General features: G+C 62.7%; 23 protein-coding genes and 1 pseudogene. 12 read left to right on the top strand and 12 right to left on the bottom strand.

Features of this window, described 5'->3' with window-relative positions:
• The first annotated feature begins 504 nt into the window (after nucleotides 1-504).
• Nucleotides 505-933: a CBS domain-containing protein gene (locus AC0L17_RS23710; protein WP_236392749.1), complete on the top strand. Its 429-nt coding sequence runs from the start codon at nucleotides 505-507 to the stop codon at nucleotides 931-933.
• A 201-nt stretch (nucleotides 934-1134) separates the two neighbouring features.
• Here the strand turns inward: AC0L17_RS23710 and AC0L17_RS23705 are convergent, their stop codons facing one another.
• Complete coding sequence (locus AC0L17_RS23705) at nucleotides 1135-1914, bottom strand: alpha/beta fold hydrolase (protein ID WP_473517594.1); 780 nt, start codon at nucleotides 1912-1914, stop codon at nucleotides 1135-1137.
• Nucleotides 1915-2049: 135 nt separating this feature from the next.
• On the opposite strand from AC0L17_RS23705, the gene AC0L17_RS23700 reads away from it, so the two are divergent.
• The 3 genes from AC0L17_RS23700 (at nucleotide 2050) to AC0L17_RS23690 (ending at nucleotide 7530) form a co-directional block, all read left to right on the top strand.
• Nucleotides 2050-2979, top strand: a complete 930-nt coding sequence (locus AC0L17_RS23700) for a LysR family transcriptional regulator (RefSeq protein WP_473517593.1) — start codon at nucleotides 2050-2052, stop codon at nucleotides 2977-2979.
• A 259-nt stretch (nucleotides 2980-3238) separates the two neighbouring features.
• Nucleotides 3239-4399: an efflux RND transporter periplasmic adaptor subunit gene (locus AC0L17_RS23695; protein ID WP_128171160.1), complete on the top strand. Its 1161-nt coding sequence runs from the start codon at nucleotides 3239-3241 to the stop codon at nucleotides 4397-4399.
• A complete protein-coding gene (locus AC0L17_RS23690; protein WP_473517592.1) occupies nucleotides 4399-7530 on the top strand; it encodes an efflux RND transporter permease subunit in 3132 nt (1043 codons plus the stop codon). The genes AC0L17_RS23695 and AC0L17_RS23690 overlap by 1 nt, the downstream gene beginning before the upstream one ends.
• A 31-nt stretch (nucleotides 7531-7561) precedes the next feature.
• Here the strand turns inward: AC0L17_RS23690 and AC0L17_RS23685 are convergent, their stop codons facing one another.
• The gene (locus tag AC0L17_RS23685) at nucleotides 7562-7873 is read right to left on the bottom strand and encodes a hypothetical protein (RefSeq protein WP_473517591.1); all 312 of its coding nucleotides are present in this window, start codon (nucleotides 7871-7873) and stop codon (nucleotides 7562-7564) included.
• A gap of 278 nt (nucleotides 7874-8151) precedes the next feature.
• Here AC0L17_RS23685 and AC0L17_RS23680 point away from each other — a divergent pair.
• Nucleotides 8152-8415: pseudogene (locus tag AC0L17_RS23680) on the top strand (efflux RND transporter permease subunit); the annotation flags it as partial.
• A 7-nt stretch (nucleotides 8416-8422) separates the two neighbouring features.
• Here the strand turns inward: AC0L17_RS23680 and AC0L17_RS23675 are convergent.
• Nucleotides 8423-8614, bottom strand: coding sequence for a DUF2283 domain-containing protein (locus tag AC0L17_RS23675; protein ID WP_473510696.1), 192 nt, complete (start codon nucleotides 8612-8614; stop codon nucleotides 8423-8425).
• Nucleotides 8611-8874, bottom strand: a complete 264-nt coding sequence (locus AC0L17_RS23670; protein WP_473517590.1) for a DUF4258 domain-containing protein — start codon at nucleotides 8872-8874, stop codon at nucleotides 8611-8613. Before AC0L17_RS23670 ends, AC0L17_RS23675 begins: the two co-directional genes overlap by 4 nt.
• 188 nt (nucleotides 8875-9062) lie before the next feature.
• Here AC0L17_RS23670 and AC0L17_RS23665 point away from each other — a divergent pair, with 188 nt between their 5' ends.
• Complete coding sequence (locus AC0L17_RS23665; RefSeq protein WP_473517589.1) at nucleotides 9063-9878, top strand: SDR family oxidoreductase; 816 nt, start codon at nucleotides 9063-9065, stop codon at nucleotides 9876-9878.
• A gap of 26 nt (nucleotides 9879-9904) precedes the next feature.
• Nucleotides 9905-10399 carry a MaoC family dehydratase gene (locus tag AC0L17_RS23660; protein ID WP_268929563.1) on the top strand — a complete coding sequence of 165 codons (495 nt, stop codon included), beginning with the start codon at nucleotides 9905-9907 and terminating at the stop codon, nucleotides 10397-10399.
• A gap of 5 nt (nucleotides 10400-10404) precedes the next feature.
• Here the strand turns inward: AC0L17_RS23660 and AC0L17_RS23655 are convergent, their stop codons facing one another.
• Entirely contained in the window at nucleotides 10405-11106 is a 702-nt protein-coding gene (locus AC0L17_RS23655; RefSeq protein WP_473517588.1) for a hypothetical protein, read from the bottom strand.
• A 205-nt stretch (nucleotides 11107-11311) separates the two neighbouring features.
• Here AC0L17_RS23655 and AC0L17_RS23650 point away from each other — a divergent pair, with 205 nt between their 5' ends.
• The gene (locus AC0L17_RS23650) at nucleotides 11312-11956 is read left to right on the top strand and encodes a TetR/AcrR family transcriptional regulator (RefSeq protein ID WP_128173541.1); all 645 of its coding nucleotides are present in this window, start codon (nucleotides 11312-11314) and stop codon (nucleotides 11954-11956) included.
• Nucleotides 11957-12196: 240 nt separating this feature from the next.
• The gene (locus AC0L17_RS23645) at nucleotides 12197-12442 is read left to right on the top strand and encodes a DUF680 domain-containing protein (protein WP_473517587.1); all 246 of its coding nucleotides are present in this window, start codon (nucleotides 12197-12199) and stop codon (nucleotides 12440-12442) included.
• A gap of 84 nt (nucleotides 12443-12526) precedes the next feature.
• Here AC0L17_RS23645 and AC0L17_RS23640 read toward each other — a convergent pair whose 3' ends face one another.
• The 5 genes from AC0L17_RS23640 to AC0L17_RS23620 all read right to left on the bottom strand — a co-directional run bounded on the left by AC0L17_RS23640 (nucleotide 12527) and on the right by AC0L17_RS23620 (nucleotide 18023).
• Entirely contained in the window at nucleotides 12527-12757 is a 231-nt protein-coding gene (locus tag AC0L17_RS23640; protein ID WP_023797528.1) for a hypothetical protein, read from the bottom strand.
• Nucleotides 12758-12808: 51 nt separating this feature from the next.
• Nucleotides 12809-13387 carry a sarcosine oxidase subunit gamma gene (locus AC0L17_RS23635; protein ID WP_473517586.1) on the bottom strand — a complete coding sequence of 193 codons (579 nt, stop codon included), beginning with the start codon at nucleotides 13385-13387 and terminating at the stop codon, nucleotides 12809-12811.
• Complete coding sequence (locus tag AC0L17_RS23630; RefSeq protein ID WP_473517585.1) at nucleotides 13380-16388, bottom strand: sarcosine oxidase subunit alpha; 3009 nt, start codon at nucleotides 16386-16388, stop codon at nucleotides 13380-13382. Before AC0L17_RS23630 ends, AC0L17_RS23635 begins: the two co-directional genes overlap by 8 nt.
• Complete coding sequence (locus AC0L17_RS23625) at nucleotides 16385-16681, bottom strand: sarcosine oxidase subunit delta (RefSeq protein ID WP_473517584.1); 297 nt, start codon at nucleotides 16679-16681, stop codon at nucleotides 16385-16387. Before AC0L17_RS23625 ends, AC0L17_RS23630 begins: the two co-directional genes overlap by 4 nt.
• A gap of 88 nt (nucleotides 16682-16769) precedes the next feature.
• Complete coding sequence (locus AC0L17_RS23620) at nucleotides 16770-18023, bottom strand: sarcosine oxidase subunit beta (protein WP_091600443.1); 1254 nt, start codon at nucleotides 18021-18023, stop codon at nucleotides 16770-16772.
• Between the two features lie 260 nt (nucleotides 18024-18283).
• Here AC0L17_RS23620 and AC0L17_RS23615 point away from each other — a divergent pair, with 260 nt between their 5' ends.
• Nucleotides 18284-19042 (top strand): SDR family oxidoreductase, encoded by a 759-nt coding sequence (locus AC0L17_RS23615; RefSeq protein ID WP_473517583.1) that lies wholly within the window; start codon nucleotides 18284-18286, stop codon nucleotides 19040-19042.
• Nucleotides 19043-19124: 82 nt separating this feature from the next.
• Nucleotides 19125-19517, top strand: a complete 393-nt coding sequence (locus AC0L17_RS23610; RefSeq protein WP_473517582.1) for an SET domain-containing protein-lysine N-methyltransferase — start codon at nucleotides 19125-19127, stop codon at nucleotides 19515-19517.
• 18 nt (nucleotides 19518-19535) lie between these two features.
• Here AC0L17_RS23610 and AC0L17_RS23605 read toward each other — a convergent pair whose 3' ends face one another.
• Nucleotides 19536-19967, bottom strand: a complete 432-nt coding sequence (locus tag AC0L17_RS23605) for a DUF6766 family protein (protein ID WP_473517581.1) — start codon at nucleotides 19965-19967, stop codon at nucleotides 19536-19538.
• Entirely contained in the window at nucleotides 19954-20463 is a 510-nt protein-coding gene (locus AC0L17_RS23600) for a YciE/YciF ferroxidase family protein (protein ID WP_473517598.1), read from the bottom strand. The genes AC0L17_RS23605 and AC0L17_RS23600 overlap by 14 nt, the downstream gene beginning before the upstream one ends.
• 409 nt (nucleotides 20464-20872) lie before the next feature.
• On the opposite strand from AC0L17_RS23600, the gene rpsU reads away from it, so the two are divergent.
• On the top strand, nucleotides 20873-21145 hold the full coding sequence (gene rpsU, locus AC0L17_RS23595; RefSeq protein ID WP_023675331.1) for a 30S ribosomal protein S21: 273 nt from the start codon (nucleotides 20873-20875) through the stop codon (nucleotides 21143-21145).
• Nucleotides 21146-21192 lie beyond the last annotated feature (47 nt).

Raw genomic sequence — 21192 nt, 5'->3', positions numbered from 1 at the left:
TCGTCGCCAGCGGCGCGCCGCCCTCGTTGGTGAGGCGTATATAGTCGGCGCCCATCCAAAGTGTCAACAACGATTTCAATCTTTTTTGCGGAGAACTGTTACGCTTTTGGCGTCTCAGTTCAGGGGCGCACTACACCATGTCTTAGGTGCGATTTGTTACCTATGTCTCCGCGCGGGACCCGGCGGAGGAACCGTCTCCCGTCCTTTCACCCTATATGGGAACAAAACGGGAAGCTTCAAGGGTCACGCAGCCCATGTCCGGTCTGCAAGGCGGTATTTACGGCAAACGGGACCGGAGCCCGATGGTTCCGACTGATATCTATGGCGGCGCGGCCACGGCTGGAACCATTCGGCCCGGCTGTTAGTTGCATCAGCGAAGAACGAGGCCGCCGAGCGAGCGTCGCAGCGCGACAGGCCTGAGGCCCTCAATACGTCTTCCAGACCAATCTCGCTCGACGACTGCCGGCGTTGATGCCGTTCTGGGCGCGAACAGGGAGATTCACCATGAAAGTCGCTGAGATAATGACCCCCAACGTCCATCTCGCCAGTCCTGGCGAGTCGTTGCAGAAAATCGCGAAACGCATGGCGGTTGACGATGTCGGATTCCTGCCCGTCGGAGAAAACGACCGACTCGTCGGAACGATCACCGACCGTGACATCGTCGTGCGTGCGGTCGCCGAAGGCAAGGACGGTAATGCCACGGTCCGCGACGTGATGACCAAGGATGTCAAATACTGCTTCGAGGACGAAGATATCGAGCACGTCGCCCAGAATATGGGTGACATCCAGGTCAGGCGGTTGCCTGTCCTCAATCGCGACAAGCGCCTGGTGGGCGTGGTCTCGCTCGCGGATGCGGCGCTGAAGGAAGATCCGGCAACCGCCGGAATCGCGATGTCCGGCGTGGTCGTACCCGGCGGCGCACACGCGACGTAAGCGATCTGCCCGGCTGCGTGGTCAAACTGAGTTCAGCGGCCCGCATTAGCGCTGTCGCGTCTCAAAGCGACGGCTCGACCGAGCAGTAAAAACCTTCCTGTCATAATGCCGGGGACGTCGATGACGCTCCCGGCTGCTCCAGTATCTTGCACGTTTCCCGCTTGCGCTCTTGGCGTGGCTCAGAGCTACGATTGGGCGATGTCAGTTCGGTGCCACCGCGGTATCGCCCAGCACCACACCCTTGGCAGCCTGTTCGATGACGTCGGCTACAGCCTGTGGCTGGGTAAGGAACACCACATGGCTGCCTTTGACCTCCGTGGTGACCGCCCCAATACGATCGGCGGTGCTCCGAAGCAGTTCGGGCGCGATAGCGCCGTCCTCAGTCGCGACAACGTACCAGCTTGGCTTGGTCTTCCACGCCGCCGTCGTCACCTTGGCCTCAAGCGCCTTCATAGCGATCGGCACCTGGGAGTCGCGCAGGAATGCGGCGTCGGCATTGTTGGTGTCCCCAGCAAAGCCGGCCTTAAACGTCTCAGTCTTCAGGAACGCGAAGCCATCGGGCTGCACATCAGGCTGAAAGTTCGGCGGCGGAGGAACCTCGGCATATTGGTCCAGCGTGGATTGACCGACCTCTGGCGCAAAGGCTGCGACATAGACGAGGCCCGCAACATTGGCAGCATCGCCGGCTTCTGTAATTACCGTGCCACCATAAGAATGGCCGACGAGAATGGCTGGCCCATCCTGCCGGGCGAGCACGCGGCGCGTTGCGGCGACATCGTCTTCGAACGACGTGAGCGGGTTCTGGACGATCGAGACTTTATAGCCACGACTTGTCAATTGGTCGTAAACGCCCCGCCATCCAGCTCCGTCGGCAAAGGCGCCGTGGACGAGAACGACGTTGCGGAGCGGCGCGCTTTTTGCGTCGGCAGCAGTTACCGAAAGCGTCAGCGCACCGACGGCGATCGCTAGGGATTTGATCATGGCAGTTCTCCAGTTGGTTTTTGCTGTTGATAGGACAATCATGATCTACCTTGACGGACCTGACTTGATTACCGAGCGGATTCGGACATCAATGTCTCAAAATGAGAGACAATCCGAACTTGCTGGAGGACTCATATGCTGCGCGACTTCAGCGATACGGTCGCTTTCGTAAAGGTGGTGCAGGAAGGGAGCTTCACAGCGGCAGCGCACGTGCTCAAGGTGCCGAAGACACGGGTCAGCCGGAAGGTGCAGGAGCTGGAATCCAGACTGCGGACACAACTGCTGAATCGGACAACCCGCAGCCTGAAGCTGACTGAAGCGGGAGCGGTATATTTCCAGCACTGCGAACGAGTGGTGAAGAATCTGGAGGATGCGGAGAACGCAGTGGCGGAGTTGCAGCAACATCCGCGCGGATGGCTTCGGATTGCCGCCTCGTACTGGCTGGCAACTCGCGTCCTCGCTCCGCTGCTCACAGAGTTTCGCCGCTTCTATCCAGAGGTGTTCCCGCAATTGCTTCTTGGGCACGAGGTCGTCGACCTTGTCGCCAAGGACATAGACATCGCTTTCCGGCTCCAGGAAGGCACCCTGCCCGATTCCACGCTCACGACTCGGCGGCTCGGCGCATTGCCGATGGGCATCTATGGGGCCCCGACCTACCTGGAACGTGCGGGGACGCCACAGCATCCATCGGAGCTGACGGAACATGCCTGTCTGTTGACAGAGTTCTATTTCAATCGTCCGGCAGTAGAATGGCCCCTATCGAGCGGCGGCGAGCGGTCCCAGTTCAAAGTACGAGCAATGGCCGTCGCCAGCGATCCAGAGGCTCTTCACGGGTTCCTGCTGGAGGGAGTTGGTCTGTTCATGACCAACCATGTGCGCGTCAAATCGGACGTTGCCGCTGGGAGACTGGTTCGTGTCCTACCCGAGTGGGCAGGACCCGAACCAACCCTCTATGCGATCCGGCCTGGAGGCGGCGTTCAGCCCCCCAAAGTTAAAGCATTTTTGGACTTTCTCATTCCGCGGCTCGATTTGAAGAGGATTGACAGCAAAGCGAGTCACATCTGAAGTCGATCCTGCCTACCATGCGCTTCTTCCACCGCAACGATTGTTTCAAACTGACCACTACCCCATTGGCTCAGCCGGCTGAGCCAGTTTGACTCAAGCGTAGGCCCTTACCAACGTTACACCGATTTAATGTGCAAGCGAGCGGGAGAATTGCCATAAAGCTTTGATATCGACGGGCCATCCCCTGTGTCGGATGGTGCCGTCGCATCTACTTCACCTTGGGAAGGGGTAGACGGTATCTTGCCAAACCGGAGTGCCGATGGCCGCCTGGAAACAGATTGTTTTTGCATTTGTGATCCTCGTCGCGGCCGCGGCCGCCTGGGTTCGCTTTTTTCCAGGCGCGCCGGATGTGCTGGCGCGCTGGGGCATCGAATGGGCTGATGCCGCGACGCCTCCGACAGCGACGAGCGCCGTCGACAACGCCGGGCAAGCGGGCCGCCGCAGCGACGCCGGCCAACTGGCGACTATCGTCGCATTGCCGGCGGCCACGGCCGTCATCAATGATCGCCTGCGGGCAATCGGCACCGGCCGAGCCTACGCCTCGGTGACGGTCAATCCCTACAGTTCAGGCCGCCTGGTCGAATTTCTGGTCGAGTCCGGCGCCCATGTCGAAAAAGGACAGATCATTGCCACCCTCGATTCCGACACCGAGGTGATCGCACAGGACCGCGCAAAGGTTGCCTTGCAGGACGCGCAGGCCAAGCTCGACCGGGTCAAATCGCTGCGGGCTTCCAACGCTGCGACGGCGGTTTCTGTTGCCGATGCCGAGGTGGTGCTGGCCAATGCAAAGCTGGCGCTTCGCGATGCGGAACTGGCCTTGCAGCGCCGCTCGATCGTCGCGCCGATCGCCGGCGTCGTCGGCATCCTGCCGATATCAGCCGGCAACTATGTGACCAGCCAGTCGGCGGTCGCCACCCTTGACGACCGCTCCAGCATACTGGTCGAATTCTGGGTACCGGAGCGCTTCGCCGCCGTCGTCAAAGTCGGCGCGCAATTGTCGGCGACGCCAATCGCCAACCCAAACAAAGCCTATACCGGCACGGTCTCCGCCATCGACAACCACATCGATGAAGCCAGCCGTACCCTTCTGGTCAAGGCAAAGATCGCCAATCCGGCCGATTCGCTGCGTGCCGGCATGTCCTTCCAGATCACCATGAAGTTCCCCGGCGACAGCTATCCTGCGGTCAGTCCGCTGGCGATACAATGGGGTTCGGACGGCGCCTATATCTGGACCATCGTGGACGGCAAGGCCAAGCGGGTTGCGGTGCGCATCATCCAGCGCAACACCGAGACCGTGCTGATCGATGCCCCGATCGTCAGCGGCGACATGGTGGTGACCGAGGGCACCCAGAGTGTCAGCGAAGGCGGCGAGGTCCGCATCGCCGGCGAACAACTGCGCGCCGCGGACGCCGACGGCTGATGACCGCAACCAACAACGCAGCCAGCGACACAGGATTCACCGCGCTGTTCATCCGCAGGCCGGTGATGGCCTTCGTTTTGAACACGCTGATCGCGGTCGCCGGCCTTGCTGCCTTTTACGGTGTCGAAATCCGCGAACTGCCGGATGTCGATCGCGCCGTCGTCACCGTCAACACGACCTTTGAAGGCGCTGCAGCCGAGACCGTAGACCGCGAATTGACCGACGTGATTGAGGGCGCGGTCGCCCGCGTCTCTGGTGTGAAGTCGATCTCGTCCACCTCGTCCTTCGGCACAAGCCGCGTCACCATCGAATTCAACGACGGCGTCGATCTCGACGTCGCCGCCTCCGATGTGCGCGATGGCGTCGGCCGCGTCGCCGACCAGATGCCGGATACGGCGGATGCGCCTCGCATCGTCAAGGCCGATGCCAATTCCGAGCCGGTGATGCGGCTGGCTGTCACCTCCGACACCATGTCGGTGCAGGACATGAAGGTGCTGGTCCAAGACCAGATCGAGGACGAGCTTGCCGCCGTGCCTGGCGTAGCCGACGTCCAGGTCTATGGCGACCGCGACAAGATATTTCGCATCGATGTCGATCAGAACAAGCTCGCCGGCCTGGGCTTCACCGTCGCCGACCTGAGGACAGCGCTGGCCTCGGTCGCTTTCGATTCGCCTGCCGGCTCGATCACCACGACCAACCAGGATCTGATCGTGCGTCCGACGGCGGACGTGACCACGCCGGAGGAGTTCGAAAACATCATCATCGGCGGCACGACCCGCATCCGCGACGTCGCCACCGTCACGCTCGGCCCCGACATCGGTCAGACCACATTGCGTTCGAACGGCAAGACCGGCATCGGTCTTGGCATCATCCGCCAGGCGGAATCGAACACGCTGGATATTTCGACCGGCGTCAGGGCCGCCGTCGCCGCGCTGCAGGCGGATCTGCCTCAGGGCATGTCGATCAAGGTCACCAGCGACGATGCGGTCTTCGTCAACGGCGCGGTGCATGAGGTCGAGATCGCACTCGGCCTGTCCGTCTCCATCGTGCTGATCGTCATCTATGTGTTTCTCCTCGACTGGCGCGCGACGCTCATTCCTGGGCTTGCGATGCCGGTCGCCATGATCGGGACAATCGCCGCCATCTATCTTGCCGGCTTCTCGGTCAACATATTGACGCTGCTGGCCCTGGTGCTGGCGACGGGCCTGGTCGTCGACGACGCCATCGTTGTTCTGGAAAATATCGTGCGACGACGCAACGAAGGCATGGGGCCACGCGCCGCGGCCGTGCTTGGCGCCCAGGAAGTGTTCTTCGCCGTCATCGCCACGACGCTGACGCTGGTCGCCGTCTTCGTGCCGATCTCCTTCCTGCCCGGCCAGACCGGCGGCCTGTTTCGCGAATTCGGCTTCGTTCTCGCCATATCGGTGCTTCTGTCCGCCGTCGTGGCGTTGACCCTTTGTCCGATGCTTGCCTCGCGCATGCTGTCGGTCGCGCCGCTTCATCACGAAGGCGGCAGCGGCATCGGCGCCCGCATCGGCGGCGCGCTGAACAGGCTCTACCGGCGCTGCCTGCGCACCTGCCTCGATGCGCCGTGGATCGTGCTCCTGGTCGCGCTGCTGTTTGCAGCCACCGCCTTCACGCTGTTCGGCACGATTCGCCAGGAACTGACGCCGACCGAGGATCGTGCCGTCGTGCTCATGCGCGTCGACGCGCCGCAAGGCGTCAGCCTCGACTACACGACGCAGCAGATGCAGAAGATCGAAAAACTGATCCAGCCGCTGCACGATTCCGGCGAAATCCGCAACACCTTCGAGAGCGCCGGCCGCAACGGCGCCTACAATGCCGGCTTCGTGGTGATGACGCTGGCGCCATGGGACGAGCGCACCCGCAGCCAGCAGCAGATCATGGCCGACATCAGACGGCTCACCCGGCAGGTGCCGAGCGTGCGCGTCTTTCCGATGCAGCCCAACAGCCTCGGTATTCGCGGCGCCGGCAACGGCCTGCAGTTCGCGCTGGTCGGCAACAACCGCGCGGCGCTCGGCAACGCTGCGGTGAAGATCATCGCGGAAATGCAGAAGGACCCCGGCTTCCAGTCGCCGCGGCTCTCCGTCGACCCGACGCAGCCCCAGCTTTCCGTCGCCATCGACCGCGAGCGCGCTTCCGACCTCGGCATCGACATCACCAGGCTGGCCGATTCCTTCCAGGCCATGCTCGACGGCAATGATGTCGTCGACGTCTATATCGCCGATCGCAGCTACGGCGTGAAGCTCGTCTCGACGACCAACCCGATCAACGATCCGACCGATTTGGAGAACATCTTCCTGAAGACGGCAGACGGCCGCTTCGTGCCGATGTCGACCATCGCCACTTTGACCGAGCGCGCCGTACCGCCCTCGCTGACCCGCGAGCAGCAGCAGCCGTCGGTGGCGATCACCTCCAACCTCAGCGGCGATTTCGCGCTCGGCCAGGCGCTCACCCGCGCCGAGGCAATCGCCACGCCGCTTCTGCCGCCGGGCAGCCGCATCGTCCCCTTGGCCGAGGCGGCGACGCTGGGCGAGACCAACAGCGCCATGATCACCATCTTCGGCTTCTCGCTTGTCATCATCCTTTTGGTGCTCGCCGCTCAGTTCGAGAGCTTCGTCAGCGCGGTCATCATCATGGCGACGGTGCCGCTCGGCCTCGCCTGCGCGATCTTTGCCCTTTTGCTCAGCGGCACCAGCCTCAACGCCTACAGCCAGATCGGCTTGGTGCTGCTGGTCGGCGTGATGGCCAAGAACGGCATCCTGATCGTCGAGTTCGCCAATCAGTTGCGAGACCGCGGGCTCGGCGTGCGTGAGGCGATCGAGCAGGCCTCCACCATCCGGCTGCGGCCGGTGATGATGACGATGATCTGCACCGTGCTCGGCGGCGTGCCGCTGGTGCTGGCGAGCGGCGCCGGCGCCGAGGCGCGGATCGCGCTCGGCTGGGTGATCGTCGGCGGCCTGGGTCTGGCCACCGTCTCGACGCTGTTCCTGACGCCGGTCGCCTATCTCCTGCTCGGCCGCTTCGTCACGCCGAAGGTGGAAGAGGCGTCACGGCTGAAGCGCGAGCTCGAACAAGCCGCCTACACCAATGTCGAGCCGGCTGAGTAGGCCTTCCGTTTGCGGAGAGGATGCCGTTTAACTAATTGCCTGTGAAATCCGGTAGTCGAAAATATGGCCTACGCGGATCATAGGGATACTTTGGTTCACCCTTGCCAGTTGAAACGGCACCGGCGATCAGCACCCCCTTCGGTCCAAATTGATAGTCGATGCCGGCGCAAAGGTGGGCGAGGTCCTGGTAGTTAAAACTACGCAGCGCACTACCACCTTCGAATGCAGCTGCCTTGAGTTGCTCAGGCGTGAGCGGGTCAATCATCCTATCGCGATAGGCTTTGACTTTGGCCTTATTGAGCTTGGACGACTGGCATTCCGCGCCGATAACTCGCGCCAGCATGATATTTCTAACTGCGGTCCCGGCTGGGTCATCCAAAAGGGGTCGAATATTTCTTGAGAAAGTAGTTCGTACTTGGATCGTTGGTCATCGACTTGCGCCAAAAAGGCGGGAACTTGTCTGCGGCCTCGGCGAAAATCGTACTTGCCATCGACACAAGGACAATCCCGACAAACCGTTGCAGCCGCATGGACGTAACCTCAAGCTATTCTGATTCTGGGCCCTATAAACACCTTGCCGTTGGGCTTCGCAAGTTCCGGCGGCAGCATCGCTTCGTCCATAGGCCGGTGATGATGACGATGATCTGCACCGTGCTCGGCGGCGTGCCGCTGGTGCTGGCGAGCGGCGCCGGCGCCGAGGCGCGCATCGCGCTCGGTTGGGTGATCGTCGGCGGTCTGGGCTTGGCCACCGTCTCGACGCTGTTCCTGACACCGGTCGCCTATCTCCTGCTCGGCCGCTTCGTCACGCCGAAGGTGGAAGAGGCATCGCGGCTGAAGCGCGAGTTCGAACACGCCGCCTACACGAATGTCGAGACCGCTGAGTAGGTTGGGGTCAGGCCGCCTTTAGGATCGCGGCGGGAAGGTGTTCTCGGGCATCCAGCACCTCCATGCCGACGATGTGACCGTCAGCATCATAGTCGAGGACTATGCCTGCGGAAACTTCCTCGCTTTCCTGGATCGCCTCCGAGGAAAAACGGATGTAGGCAGCATTAGCTTCCGGGTCATATTCGAGTTTGAGCGTCATTCCGGCCTTCTCGCCCCGCGATCGAAATAGACAGACAGTATACGGATTTCCTCAGGCGTTGCCACACAGACGACACGCAGGATGCGGCCGCCATTTTCGGGCACCTGCTTGTACAGACGTATCACCGAAGTGTCTTTCACATCAGCCGCTTGCCAATCCGGTTCCCACACAGCACGTTCGATCCACCGTTTGTCGAGAGACCGTTCACGAATGACGGTCTCGGCATGTTTGGTATACAGCAGTGGGCGTTTCGCAATCATTCCGCAGCTACATCCCGATGCACACTGTGCCGCCGGTCCTGGAAGTCAGCCAGCCCGCGTTTCATCGCCTCGGCTTTGGCACTTTACCCGCGGCAAGGATGATCGTAGTTCGGATTGCCTTGTCAGCGCGAGCCTTTTTGCCGGGAGCGCAAAGCAAGAGCGCGGAAGAATTGCCCAGAGGAATTGCAATGACCTATCTGGACGAGCTGTTTTCGGTGACCGGCAAGACCGCGCTTGTGACCGGGGCTGCGACCGGCATCGGCCGCATGGCGGCGACCGCTTTGGTCAGGGCCGGCGCCAGCGTGATGATCGCCTCGCGCAAGGGTGAGGACTGCATCAGGGTTGCCGATGAACTGAACGGCCTCGGCGGCACCGGCCGGGCCGAGGGCTTTGCCGGCGATGTCTCCAGCGAGGCTGGCATCGCGGCGCTGGTCGACGAGGTCAAGGCGCGGACCGAGCGGCTGAACATCCTGGTCAACAATGCCGGCGTCTCCTGGGGGGCGCCGCTGGAAAGTTTTCCCTACAATGCCTGGGCCAGGGTGTTCGGCGTCAACGTCACTGCGGTCTTCCAACTGACGCGCGAACTTCTGCCGCTGCTCGACGCCGCCGCCAGCGATGCCGATCCGGCCCGGGTGATCAATCTGGGTTCGGTGATGGGCACGCAGGCGCTGGCCGACGACGCCTACTCTTACTCTGCCTCGAAGGCTGCTGTTCACCATCTGACGCGCATCTTGGCGATCGAGTTCGCCGCCCGCCGCATCACCGTCAATGCCTTCGCCCCCGGCCCCTTCCAGAGCCGGATGACAGCTTTTGCCACCGCGAGCGAGGAACAGGCAAGACAAGTCGGCGGCCATGTTCCGCTTCGTCGCATCGGCGCGCCGGATGACATTGCCGGCGCAACGCTCTATTTGTGCAGCCGTGCCGGCAGCTATGTCACCGGCGCCATCCTGCCGATCGATGGCGGACAGTCGGTGCAGCATGGGCTGACACTGTTCAAGGAATGAAGCCGCTCGCGCTCCGGACGGTTGAAATGGAGGACATCAGCGTGGAACCGATCAGTCTCGATGTGCTTCTGGCCAGCGTCGGCAAGGAGGTCGGCGTGTCGCCGTGGCGGGTGGTCTCGCAGCGCATGATCGACCAGTTCGCCGACGCCACCGACGACCACCAGTTCATCCATTGCGACCCGGAGCGCGCCAAGCGCGAGACACCGTTCGGCGGCACCATCGCGCATGGTTTTCTGTCGCTTTCGCTTCTGTCGGCGATGACCTTCGAGACCATGCCGCCGCTCGAAAACAGCAAGATGGGCGTCAACCATGGTTTTGACTCGCTGCGCTTCCTGGCGCCGGTGAAGACCGGCGCGCGCATCCGCACCCGTTTCGTGTTGGCCGACGTCAAGGTCAGGCCGTCGGGGTGGGTGCAGACCGCGCATGACGTGACGATCGAGATCGAGGGCTCGAAAAAGCCGGCGCTGACCGCGCGCTGGCTGACGCTGACATTGATCGAGCGCGAGCCAGAAGCGGCCTGAACGGCTCAACGAACCTCGCCAGAGATCATCTTCATGTGCCGGCCGACCTGCAGGGCAATGTAGACGACCAGTGCGCAACCGATCGGAAACACGATCTCGTTGAGGCCGGTTGTGATCGCCCGCGGCAATTCAAGTGCAACGCCGTTCGCCGCGGCCGTCTCAATCGTCAGCACCGTGATTCCGCCGCCGAACACCGCGCCGATCGCGGTGCCTGCCAGCGCAAAATGGAGCGGACGGGGTTTTTCCTTCGACGCCAGCGAGGCCAGGATCCAGCCGAGCAGGCCGTATTCGATCGCCCGCAGCACGCCCAGCGTGGTGAGCGAGAGGGTGGCCGGTTTTGTGGCCGCATCAAGAGCAGTTACCATGACCTTTTGCGACCCCTTGGCGATGGCCATCGCCAGTGGTGCCGAGATCGCAGCGATCAGGCCGCCGAGCGAGGCTCGTACCTTGGCGATCGCCGTGCCGAGGCTGAGACCGGCGCAGACGAAGAACGCCCACGTCACGCCTTGCGCCAATTCGATCAGGATCAGGGTGGTAGCCGGGTGAGAACCCGCTGCAAGCCTGCCAGCCAGAGTAAGCGCCTCCATGGCGAATCCGAGCGCGATCGCCAACCATGCAACCATGACCACCCGCCTGAGGGCCAGCAGGGCATCGTGAGAAAGTGGATCTGCGTTTGGCGCAACGGAAGAAAGCTCGGTCATGGTCATCTCGCCCTAGCAACAAAATCTCTTGGCCGGGCCGCAGCTAACCTCTGGTTGTAACAGTCCGATGTCGCGTCGTTCTGCCCGGGTAACATTTGTGATCGATGTTTGGGCGAAAATGGCTGAGAAGGACGCCGATTTTTGACCGCGCCTTGTCCGATTCCGTACAGCGTATATAATTTAGCCAGCCACAACAGAAGGCAGGCGAAAATTGCCGCTTAGCGTCCAGACACGCCGCGAGAAACAAAAGGCCGAACTGCGCTCCGAACTTGTCGACGCCGCGCACAAGCTCGTCCAGGAAGAAGGCTATGAAGGCCTCACCATCCGCAAGCTGGCCAAGCGTGTCGGCTATGCGCCGATGTCGGTCTATTCCTATTTTGCCGACAAGCAGGACATCTTGTTCGCGTTGGCCGAGGACGCGTTCAAGACTCTGGCAAAGCGTATCGAGGATCACCCGGCCGACGATCCGATCGAGGCGCTGCAAGTGGTGATGACCGAATATGCGGCCTTCGGCCTTGGCAACCCCAACGAGTATCGCACGATATTCATGACCGAGAAGGTCAAGCCCCCGGAAGGCAGGACCTTCGCCGAGATGCAGGAGGGCAACCCGTTGATGAAGGTGCTGATCAAGAGGGTCGAAGCCTGCGTGGCCGCCGGCAGGCTGAAGGGCGATCCGCGCGCCATCGCCACCATGCTGTGGGCGGTCGGCCACGGCACGATCTCGCTGCTGATCACCTTTCCCTTCTATCCGTTCGGCGACCAGCAGGCTTTCGTCAAGCGGATGTGCGACTTCACGCTTGCCGCTCTGGCCACGCAGGACGTGCCGCCGCTGACCGAGACGCCGGTCAACTGCTGAAGGGTTTTTGTTCGGTTTCGGATAGCTGACAGGCAAGCGAAACAGGGCGAAGGCCTGGGGAATCAATCTATGCGTGTAGGATCCTGGTGGCTGGGATCGCGACCCGGCAGGCTAGCGCCACGCTCGCCGTCAAATATTTTGTACATGTACAATTTCCGACTTGAACTTCATATTCGCCGGTCGTATATGTACGCTATGTCGTACATGTACAACTCCAGTCATCCAGCCCGGAGACAGACCATGAAAAAGACAATCCTCACCGTCGCGGCAGTGCTTGCATTCTCGGGCGCTGCCTTCGCCGACCAGAGTCAGGCCGGCAAACAGGCGCCGGCCGCGGCCTGCGCCGACACCGGCATCAAGCTCGATTGCGGCGCGACCGGATCGGTCGAGAAGGCAGGCACGGCCACCCACAAGGGCTCAACGGAAAGCAAGGACCCGCGGCTCGGCATCGACATCGACCCGTGGATCGTGCCCAGCACGTTCTGACGTTCGAAAACAAAAGCGGCGACAGGAAATCCTGACCGCCTGCTCTCGTGGCCGGCGACCCGGCTCGCTGGAGCCTGATGGATGTTATTTCCTGCGCTTCTTCATTCCGGCCACGATCTTGGCCTTGCCAGGTCTTGCCGGTGCGCCGGGAATCGAAGTCCCGGTGATCGACACCGGATCGCTGGCCGGAAACGTGTCCTCGAGCCCTTCCTCGAGTTCCTCTTCAATGTTTGGTTCTTTGTGCTGCTCGTGTTCGAACGAGCGCACGGCCGGCGTCTTCTGAGCCGCTGGATTCGGCGCGGATTTCGACGGCATCGACATTCTCCCCGACTTGCTCCGGCAAACGGTCGAGCCCAGCGAACATTCCTAAGCCGCTGCGTCGCCGGCCGCCTCCGACAGGAAAGTAAAGACATAATCGGAAAAAGAGCGCCAGCATTCAACCCGGAACGCGTCGGCTGCGAAGCGCAACAGCACGATCTCGGCCTTGCCCAGGATGGTGCGCGAGGCCGCGCCCACCGGAAAGACGTCCAGCGACAGATCCTGCGGACAGCCTGAATTGATCGTCGCCGCCGCCGCTGGACCGATAACCGAGATGGCGACGTTGCGATGCGAGATGCCGACCGCCGAATGCAGCACTGTGACCTCGGCGCAATCGGCGAGCGGGTCTTTTCCCACCTCGTCGATGACCAGCCATTCGTCCGGCCCAAGCCACAATGCCGTACGCCCGGCCTTTGCCGCCGAGGTTTTGGGCTTCCGCGGCAGGTTCACTCCAAGCGCCTTCGAAAGCGCCGCGACCGAGGCGTCCGGCGCGCGCAGCGAAATACGCTGCGCCGGCGGCAACACAGCAAGCGTAACGCCGGTTACGGAAAGCTCCTGACCGGCGAGAGCCGGCCGGCGTTCGATCGATATGGGAGCAGCAATCTTGTCAGCAGCAGCCTTAGCCATTGAGGCGTTCCCCCTTGTCGTCGAAGAACACCATGCCGGTGACCTCCACCTCGATCGTCGCATTGGGCATCGGCACGTAGAGCGTCTCGCCCATCCGGTCGCGGCCGCCGGCAACCAGGGCCAGCGCGATCGAGCGGCCGCAATTTTCCGACCAGTAGCTCGAGGTGACATGGCCGATCATCGTCATCGGGATCGCCTGCTTCGGATCGCCGACGATCTGCGCGCCTTCTTCCAGCACTACTTTTGGGTCTTTGGTCTTCAGGCCGACCAACTGCTTGCGGCCCTTGGCGACCAGGTCGGGCCGAGCCATGCCCCTGATACCGACGAAATCGGTCTTCTTCTTGCCGACCGCCCATTCGAGCCCGGCATCGCCGGGCGTCACCGTACCGTCGGTGTCCTGACCGACGATGATGTAACCCTTTTCGGCACGCAGCACGTGCATCGCTTCGGTACCGTAGGCACAGGCGCCGTGCTTCTGGCCCTCGGCCCACAGCGCTTCCCAGACGGCCTGGCCGTAGTCGGCCGGCACGTTGACCTCGAAGCCGCGCTCGCCGGTGAACGACATCCGGAACAGTCTTGTCGGCACGCCGCAGATCCTGCCCTCGCGCACCGACATATGCGGCAGCGCCCCGTCCGACATGTCGATGCCCTCGACCAGCGGCGCGATGATCTCTCGCGACTTCGGTCCCTGCACGGCGATCACCGCCCACTGCTCGGTGGTCGAGGTCAACCATACGTTGAGATGCGGAAACTCGGTCTGGAGATAGTCCTCCATATGGTTCATGACGCGCGGCGCACCGCCCGTCGTCGTCGTCACGTGGAAGCGGTCGGCTGCAAGCCTGCCAACGACACCGTCGTCATAGATGAAACCGTCCTCGCGCAGCATGATGCCATAGCGGCAGCGGCCGGGCTCCAGTTTCTCCCACGGATTGGTATAGAGCAGCTCCATGAACTTCGCCGCATCCGGCCCGACCACCTCGATCTTGCCCAGCGTCGAGGCGTCGAACAGGCCGGCCGTCTTGCGCACCGTGACACACTCGCGATCGACCGCGGCGTGCATGTCCTCGCCCGCTTTGGGAAAATACCAGGCGCGCTTCCATTGGCCGACATCCTCGAACACCGCACCTTGAGCCTCGGCCCACGGATGGATCGCCGTCTTGCGGGTCGGGTCGAAGAGCGGACCCCGCGCGTGTCCGACGATCGAACCGAAGGTCACCGGCGTGTAAGGCGCCCGGAACGTCGTCAGGCCGACTTGCGGGATCGGCTTGCCCAGCGTCTCGGCGGCGATCGCCAGGCCGTGCATGTTCGAGGTCTTGCCCTGGTCGGTCGCCATGCCATTGGTGGTGAAGCGCTTGACGTGCTCGATCGAGCGCATGCCTTCATGCACCGCCTGGCGGATGTCCTTGGCAGTGACGTCGTTCTGGAAGTCGACGAAGGCTTTTACTGTCGTGTCCGGCCCGGCTCCGGGCGCCGCACCCAGCATACCGCGCGACCAGCTCTCGCTGGCGTCGACCTTCGGCTTGGTGCCCTTGACGGCGTTGGCCCCGGCATTCTTGACGCCCGCATCCTTCGCCGCTTTGGCGCCCGCCGCATAGGCCTCGTCGATCGTCGCCGACAGCCCGTCGGTGCCGTTGCAGGCGCCGACCGAGACGCAATCCTGGGCGTAGGTGCCGGGCACGAAACGCTTGGTCTCTTCGTTGAAGGCGACCTTGCCGCGCGATTGCGAGAACAGATGCACCGACGGCGTCCAGCCGGCCGACATCAGGATGGCGTCGACCGGGATGGTGCGCTCGCCGCCGCCATTCTTCGGCTGAACGGTCATCGACGAGACGCGCAATTTGCCGCCGGCGCGGATCACCGCGCGGCCGAAATTGACCTCGATGCCGAGCGCCCTCGCCTCGTCGATCAGCGATCCGGTCGGGTTGTCGCGCAGGTCGACTATCGCCGCCACGCCGATGCCGGCCTTCTTCAGGTCGATCGCCGCCGCATAGGCGGAATCATTGGCCGTATAGACGCCGACATTCCTGCCCACCGCGACGCCAAAATGGTTGAGATAGGTGCGCGCCGCCGACGCCAGCATGATGCCTGGCCGGTCGTTGTCGGCAAACACCATGTGCCGCTCGATGGCACCGGTCGCCAGCACGACGCGTTTGGCGCGGACCTGCCACAGCCGCTCGCGCGGCAGTTCGCGGCCGGGGTTCTGCAGATGGTCGCTGACGCGCTCGACCAGCCCGACGAAATTCTGCGCGTAATAGCCGAAGGCCGTGGTGCGCGACAGCACGCGGACATTGTCCATGGCCTTGAGCTTAGCGACTGCACCTTGCGCCCAGGCAAAACCGTCCTGGCCGTCGATCCTGGCGCCGCTTTCGAAGCGCAGGCTGCCGCCGAAATCCACCTGCTCGTCGGCAAGGATGACGCGTACGCCGGTTTCGGCCGCGGCAAGTGCGGCGGCGATGCCGGCAGCACCGCCGCCCAGCACCAGCACATCGCAATGGGCAAAGCGCGCCGAATAATGGTCGGGATCCGGCTGGTCGGGAGCGACGCCAAGCCCTGCCGCAGCCCTGATCCTGGGCTCGTAAAAGTTTTTCCAGGCGGACTTCGGCCACATGAAGGTCTTGTAGTAAAAGCCCGCCGAAAGCAGCGGCGAGGCGATGTCGCCGAGCGCGCTGACGTCGAAGGCCAGCGACGGCCAGCGGTTCTGCGACTGTGCCGTCAGCCCGTCATAGAGCTCCTGCACGGTGGCGCGAACATTTGGTGTCCTCCTGGCCGAGTCGCGCTTGATCTCAACCAGCGCGTTGGGCTCTTCCGCCCCGGCGGACAGGAAGCCGCGCGGCCGGTGATATTTGAACGAACGGCCGACCAGATGGACACCGTTGGCGAGCAGCGCCGAGGCCAGCGTTTCGCCCTCGACGCCGGCATAGGACTGGCCGTCGAAGCTGAACCGCGCGGTCTCTGCCTGCTTGAGGCGCCCGGCGCCGGGAATGCGGAACGTCGCGATCATTCGGAGGCTCCCGGCAGCTTCGCCGGCTTCGGCTCGCCGGCCTTGTAGGTCATCAGGAACTTGTCGCTGACGGTGTCACGCACGGCATTGAAGAACCGCGCGCAGCCATGCATGTGCCGCCAGCGCTCATAGATGATGCCTTTGGGATTCGAGCGGATGAAGAAGAACTTTTCGAAATCGTCGTCGCTTGTCGCGGCCATTTCCGCCGAACGCGCGATATGTGCCTCGCCGGCGTTGCGGAATTCGAGTTCCGGACGCTCTTCCTCGCAATAGGGGCAGCGGATGAGAAGCATGGTTGTTCCTACAATTCGCCGTGGCCGACGCAGGCGCCGGCGGGTTGATCGCAAAGCCTCTGGCCCAACATCACAAAGCGGGCCACCATCAGTGTGCCACCGCCGCCGCCGCCGCCTCGTCGATCAGGCGGCCGGTGCGGAAGCGCTCGATGGTGAAGGGCGCGTTGATCGGGTGCGGATCGTCCCTGGCGATGGTGTGGGCAAAGACATGGCCCGAGCCCGGCGTCGCCTTGAAGCCGCCCGTGCCCCAGCCGCAATTGACATAGAGGCCGGGCACTGGCGTCTTGGCCAGGATCGGCGAACGGTCGGGCGTCACGTCGACGATGCCGCCCCACGAGCGCAGCATCTTCATGCGCGTGAACATCGGGAACATCTCGCAGATGGCGTCGAGCGTGTGTTGCAGGATGTGCAGGCCGCCGGTCTGCGAATAGGAGATATACTGGTCGGTACCGGCGCCGATGACCAGTTCGCCCTTGTCGGACTGCGAGATATAGGCGTGCACGGTGTTCGACATCACCACGCAGGGGAAGACCGGCTTGACCGGCTCGGAAACCAGCGCCTGCAGCGGATAGCTTTCCAGCGGCATCCGCACGCCGGCCATGTCCATGATGACCGACGAATGGCCGGCGGCAACGACGCCGACTTTTTTGGCGCCGATGAAGCCGCGCGTCGTCTCGACGCCGGTGACCGAACCGTTCGGCGCCCGCTTGACGCCGGTGACCTCGCAATTCTGGATGATGTGGACGCCGCGCGCCGAGGCACCGCGCGCATAGCCCCAGGCGACCGCATCGTGGCGGGCGGTGCCGCCGCGACGCTGCAGGGTCGCGCCCATCACCGGATAGCGGGCATCGCGCGAAATGTTGAGCGGCGGGCAGAATTCCTTGGCGGCTTCCGGCGTCAGCCATTCATTGTCGATGCCGTTCAGACGGTTGGCATGGACGTGGCGTTTCAAGACCTGGATGTCGTGCACATTGTGGGCCAGCATCATGACGCCGCGCGGCGAATACATGACGTTGTAGTTGAGCTCCTGGCTGAGCCCGTCCCACAGCTTCAGCGCGTGGTCGTAGATGCCGGCGCTCTCGTCATAGAGATAGTTGGAGCGGATGATGGTGGTGTTGCGGCCGGTATTGCCGCCGCCGAGCCAGCCCTTTTCCAGCACCGCGACATTGGTGATGCCGTGCACCGTGGCGAGATAATAGGCGGTGGCCAGGCCATGGCCGCCGGCGCCGACGATGATGACGTCGTACTCCTTCTTCGGCTCTGGCGAGGACCACTGTTCCTCCCAGCCCTTGTGGCCGCGCATGGCCTCGCGGGCGATGGCGAATACCGAGTATTTCTTCAACGTTCCAGCCTCGCAGATAGCGGCCGGACATCCAATCGAGCCCCGGCGCGCGAGGTGTATCACTAGCGAAACAGCGCTGCCACCCTTGCGCTGTTTGCGACGGCGCTTGCCGTTTTGCGCCACGGCCAAAAAGACCTGTCGAGCAACGAGCCGAACGACGCATCCGGACGCCTTCAGGTATCGGGTGGCTCGTGCCGCCTCGATCTGCGACCAAGCATCCGATTGCCGGCGAAAGCTGGCGCGAAAGAAGGATGCAAAAAATGCTCGCACTCGCCAACAAGATCGCCATCGTCACCGGCGCCAGTTCCGGCATCGGCCGCGCCACGGCAAAACTCTTTGCCGAGGAAGGCGCCAAGCTGGTCGTCGCTGCCCGTCGCCAGGCAGAGCTGGACGCGCTCGTCGCGGAAATCGAGGACGCCGACGGCACGGCGATCGCCCTTGCCGGTGACGTCAGAGACGAGGCGTATGCCAAAGCCCTTGTCGACCTGGCAGTCGAGAAATTCGGCGGGCTGGATATCGCCTTCAACAACGCCGGCTCGGTCGGCAAGATGGGCCCGATTTCGGAGCTGTCGCTGGAGGGATGGCGCGAGACGCTCGACACCAACCTGACCAGCGCATTCCTCGGCGCGAAATATCAGGTCCCGGCGATTGTCGAACGCGGCGGCGGTTCGCTGATCTTCACCTCTACCTTTGTCGGCCATACCGTCGGCATGCCCGGCATGACCAGCTATGCCGCAAGCAAGGCCGGGCTGATCGGGTTGACGCAGGTGCTTGCCGCCGAAAATGGCGCCAAAGGCGTGCGGGTCAACGCGCTCCTGCCGGGCGGCACCGACACGCCTTCGGCAACGTTCAAGACACCTGAATCGCGAGCCTTCGTCGAAAACCTGCATGCCTTGAAGCGCGTCGCCGAGCCTGAGGAGATCGCCCATTCGGCGCTCTATCTGGCTTCCGACGCATCGAGCTTCACCACCGGAACCGCGCTGTTTGCCGATGGCGGGGTCTCGATCAATCGGACGTGAGGCAATGTCGCAAAAGCGGTCTTGCTTTCCAGTGCGATTGGGCGATTTCTTCGGACACTTTTGTCGAAGACGGGCCTAGAACATGCTGCTGATCAGGACCTACATCGCTGCTAGCGCAATCCAGGGCGTCGGCGTGTTCGCCGCCGAGCCGATCAAGAAGGGAGCGTCGATCTGGCGGCTCGATCCGGATTTCGACCGGCTGATCCCGATCGAAAAATATAGGACGGCGCCGCCCCACCTAAGGGAATTGCTCGACAGATATGCCTATCCAAGCCCGGACCGGCCCGGATTCATCGTCTATGAGGTCGACAATGGCCGCTTCATGAACCATTCCGAAAGACCGAACACGGATTTTTCTCGGCATGGCGGGGCAACCGCGGTCCGCGCCATAGCGGCGGCTGCGACTACGGCGAGTTCTTCGAGGATTTCGAGCGGCTTCATCTGGCCATGGCATAGGGGGAGCCCGCCAGCCTGAGCCGAAGTTATGATCGGATCAGTTCCGATGGGCGTGCGGCTGGTCAGTGTGGCGGCCGTCATACTGCAGGTCCAGTTCGCGAATCGCCTCCTTGCCCTTCTCCGGATCGACAAGCCTGAGAAGGGCGTCGATCTTGGCCTCCATACGGTCGGTACTCTCCTTCGATTGCGGCGATCCGACGAAGAGCAGGAACGCCAGGCCACCGACCTGCCAGAGCAGCTGCAGGAATTCCGACTGCCAGTTCTCGAGCGTGTCGCGGCTCATCTCGATCAGATAGCCGCCGAACTCAGGCGGTTGGCCAAGCGCTCGCTGCTCGTCGAGATAGGCGAACCAGCCGAAAACCCAGTGGCCGACAAGCGAGATGATGAAGAAGCCGAGGGTAATCCAGGCATAACTGTAAGCCCGCCAGACCGAAGGTCGCTTCACGTTGCTGTCGTCATCGCTTGGCATTGTCGCTGTCCGACGCCGAGCGAGCCAGGAACTGCTCCGTAGTCGCGGGCAGCTTGTTGTGCAGCCACTCGGCCATCGCCTCCTCTTCACGCAGGTTTTGTTCGCAGGCCCGGGCGATCTCCGTTTCGCCGAGGGACTCGGCGGTTGCGATCAGGATCGTGTAGGATGCGATCTCCATGTGCTCGAAGGTGTAGCTCGCCAGTGAGCCTTTCATCACCTCGTCGCCGGCGAAGACGCCGCTTAGCGACTGCGCCATCGCCAGCAGCTTGCCGCCGGCGTCCTTCAGCGCGGATGTATCTTCGCCCAGTCTTTCCAGGCAGATTCCGAGGCGCGCGGCGTGTCCCTTCGTCTCATCGAGGTGCAGCCTGATGCGCTCTCTGAGCTCGGGATAACTCTCCAGCCGATTGAGCTGGCCGTTCAGCATGGTTTCGGCCTGCTCCTCCATCGCATGCGCATCCTTGAGCCATTGGACGAGCCATTCACGGGTGCCTGACATCGGTTTTCCCCTGTGCTTGCTTCGCCGCAACAACCATTGGGGAACGAGGTTGGTTCCTTCGTTGATAGAGCCGGGCGGAGCGTTTTGCCGGGATTGGGGCAGCAAGAATTTATCGGTGTCGGAGAAAACGCCAACGATCGCTCATCGGCGCGGAGAGCCCGCCCGAGCAGGCGAATATGCTACCAGAGGTCGTAATTCCTTGCTTTGTGACGGCAGTTATGCTATTGGCTTGCGCATCGTGTGATTTGCGCCGACGACCCGCCGCTGAGGCGGGTTTTTCGTTTCGGCAGTGGACAGAGCGGCATGATTCTGCTATCAGCCGCCACAATTCGTGGTGTAGACCGCCGCGGAGGCAAGCGACTATGGCCACTTGCCTGTTGTTAACAAAACCCGAAAGACAGGATTGCCCGTGCAGGTACTCGTCCGCGACAACAATGTTGATCAGGCGCTTCGCGCGCTCAAGAAAAAGATGCAGCGCGAAGGCATCTTCCGCGAAATGAAGATGCGCGGACATTATGAGAAGCCTTCCGAGAAGCGCGCCCGCGAAAAGGCGGAAGCCGTTCGCCGCGCCCGCAAGCTGGCACGCAAGCGCGCCCAGCGCGAAGGCCTGCTGCCGATGACGCCGCGCCCGGTGGCGGCTGGTGCCGCTGGTGCCGGCGCTCCGCGTCCGCCGCGGTTCTGACGCCAATTTTTCGTCCTTTTCGAAGGATACCCAAGGTGGCGCGATGC

The organism is Mesorhizobium sp. WSM4829 (genome assembly GCF_055811475.1).
The sequence above is the reverse complement of the archived record's forward strand: the minus strand, read 5'-3'. Positions and strand labels throughout refer to the sequence as shown.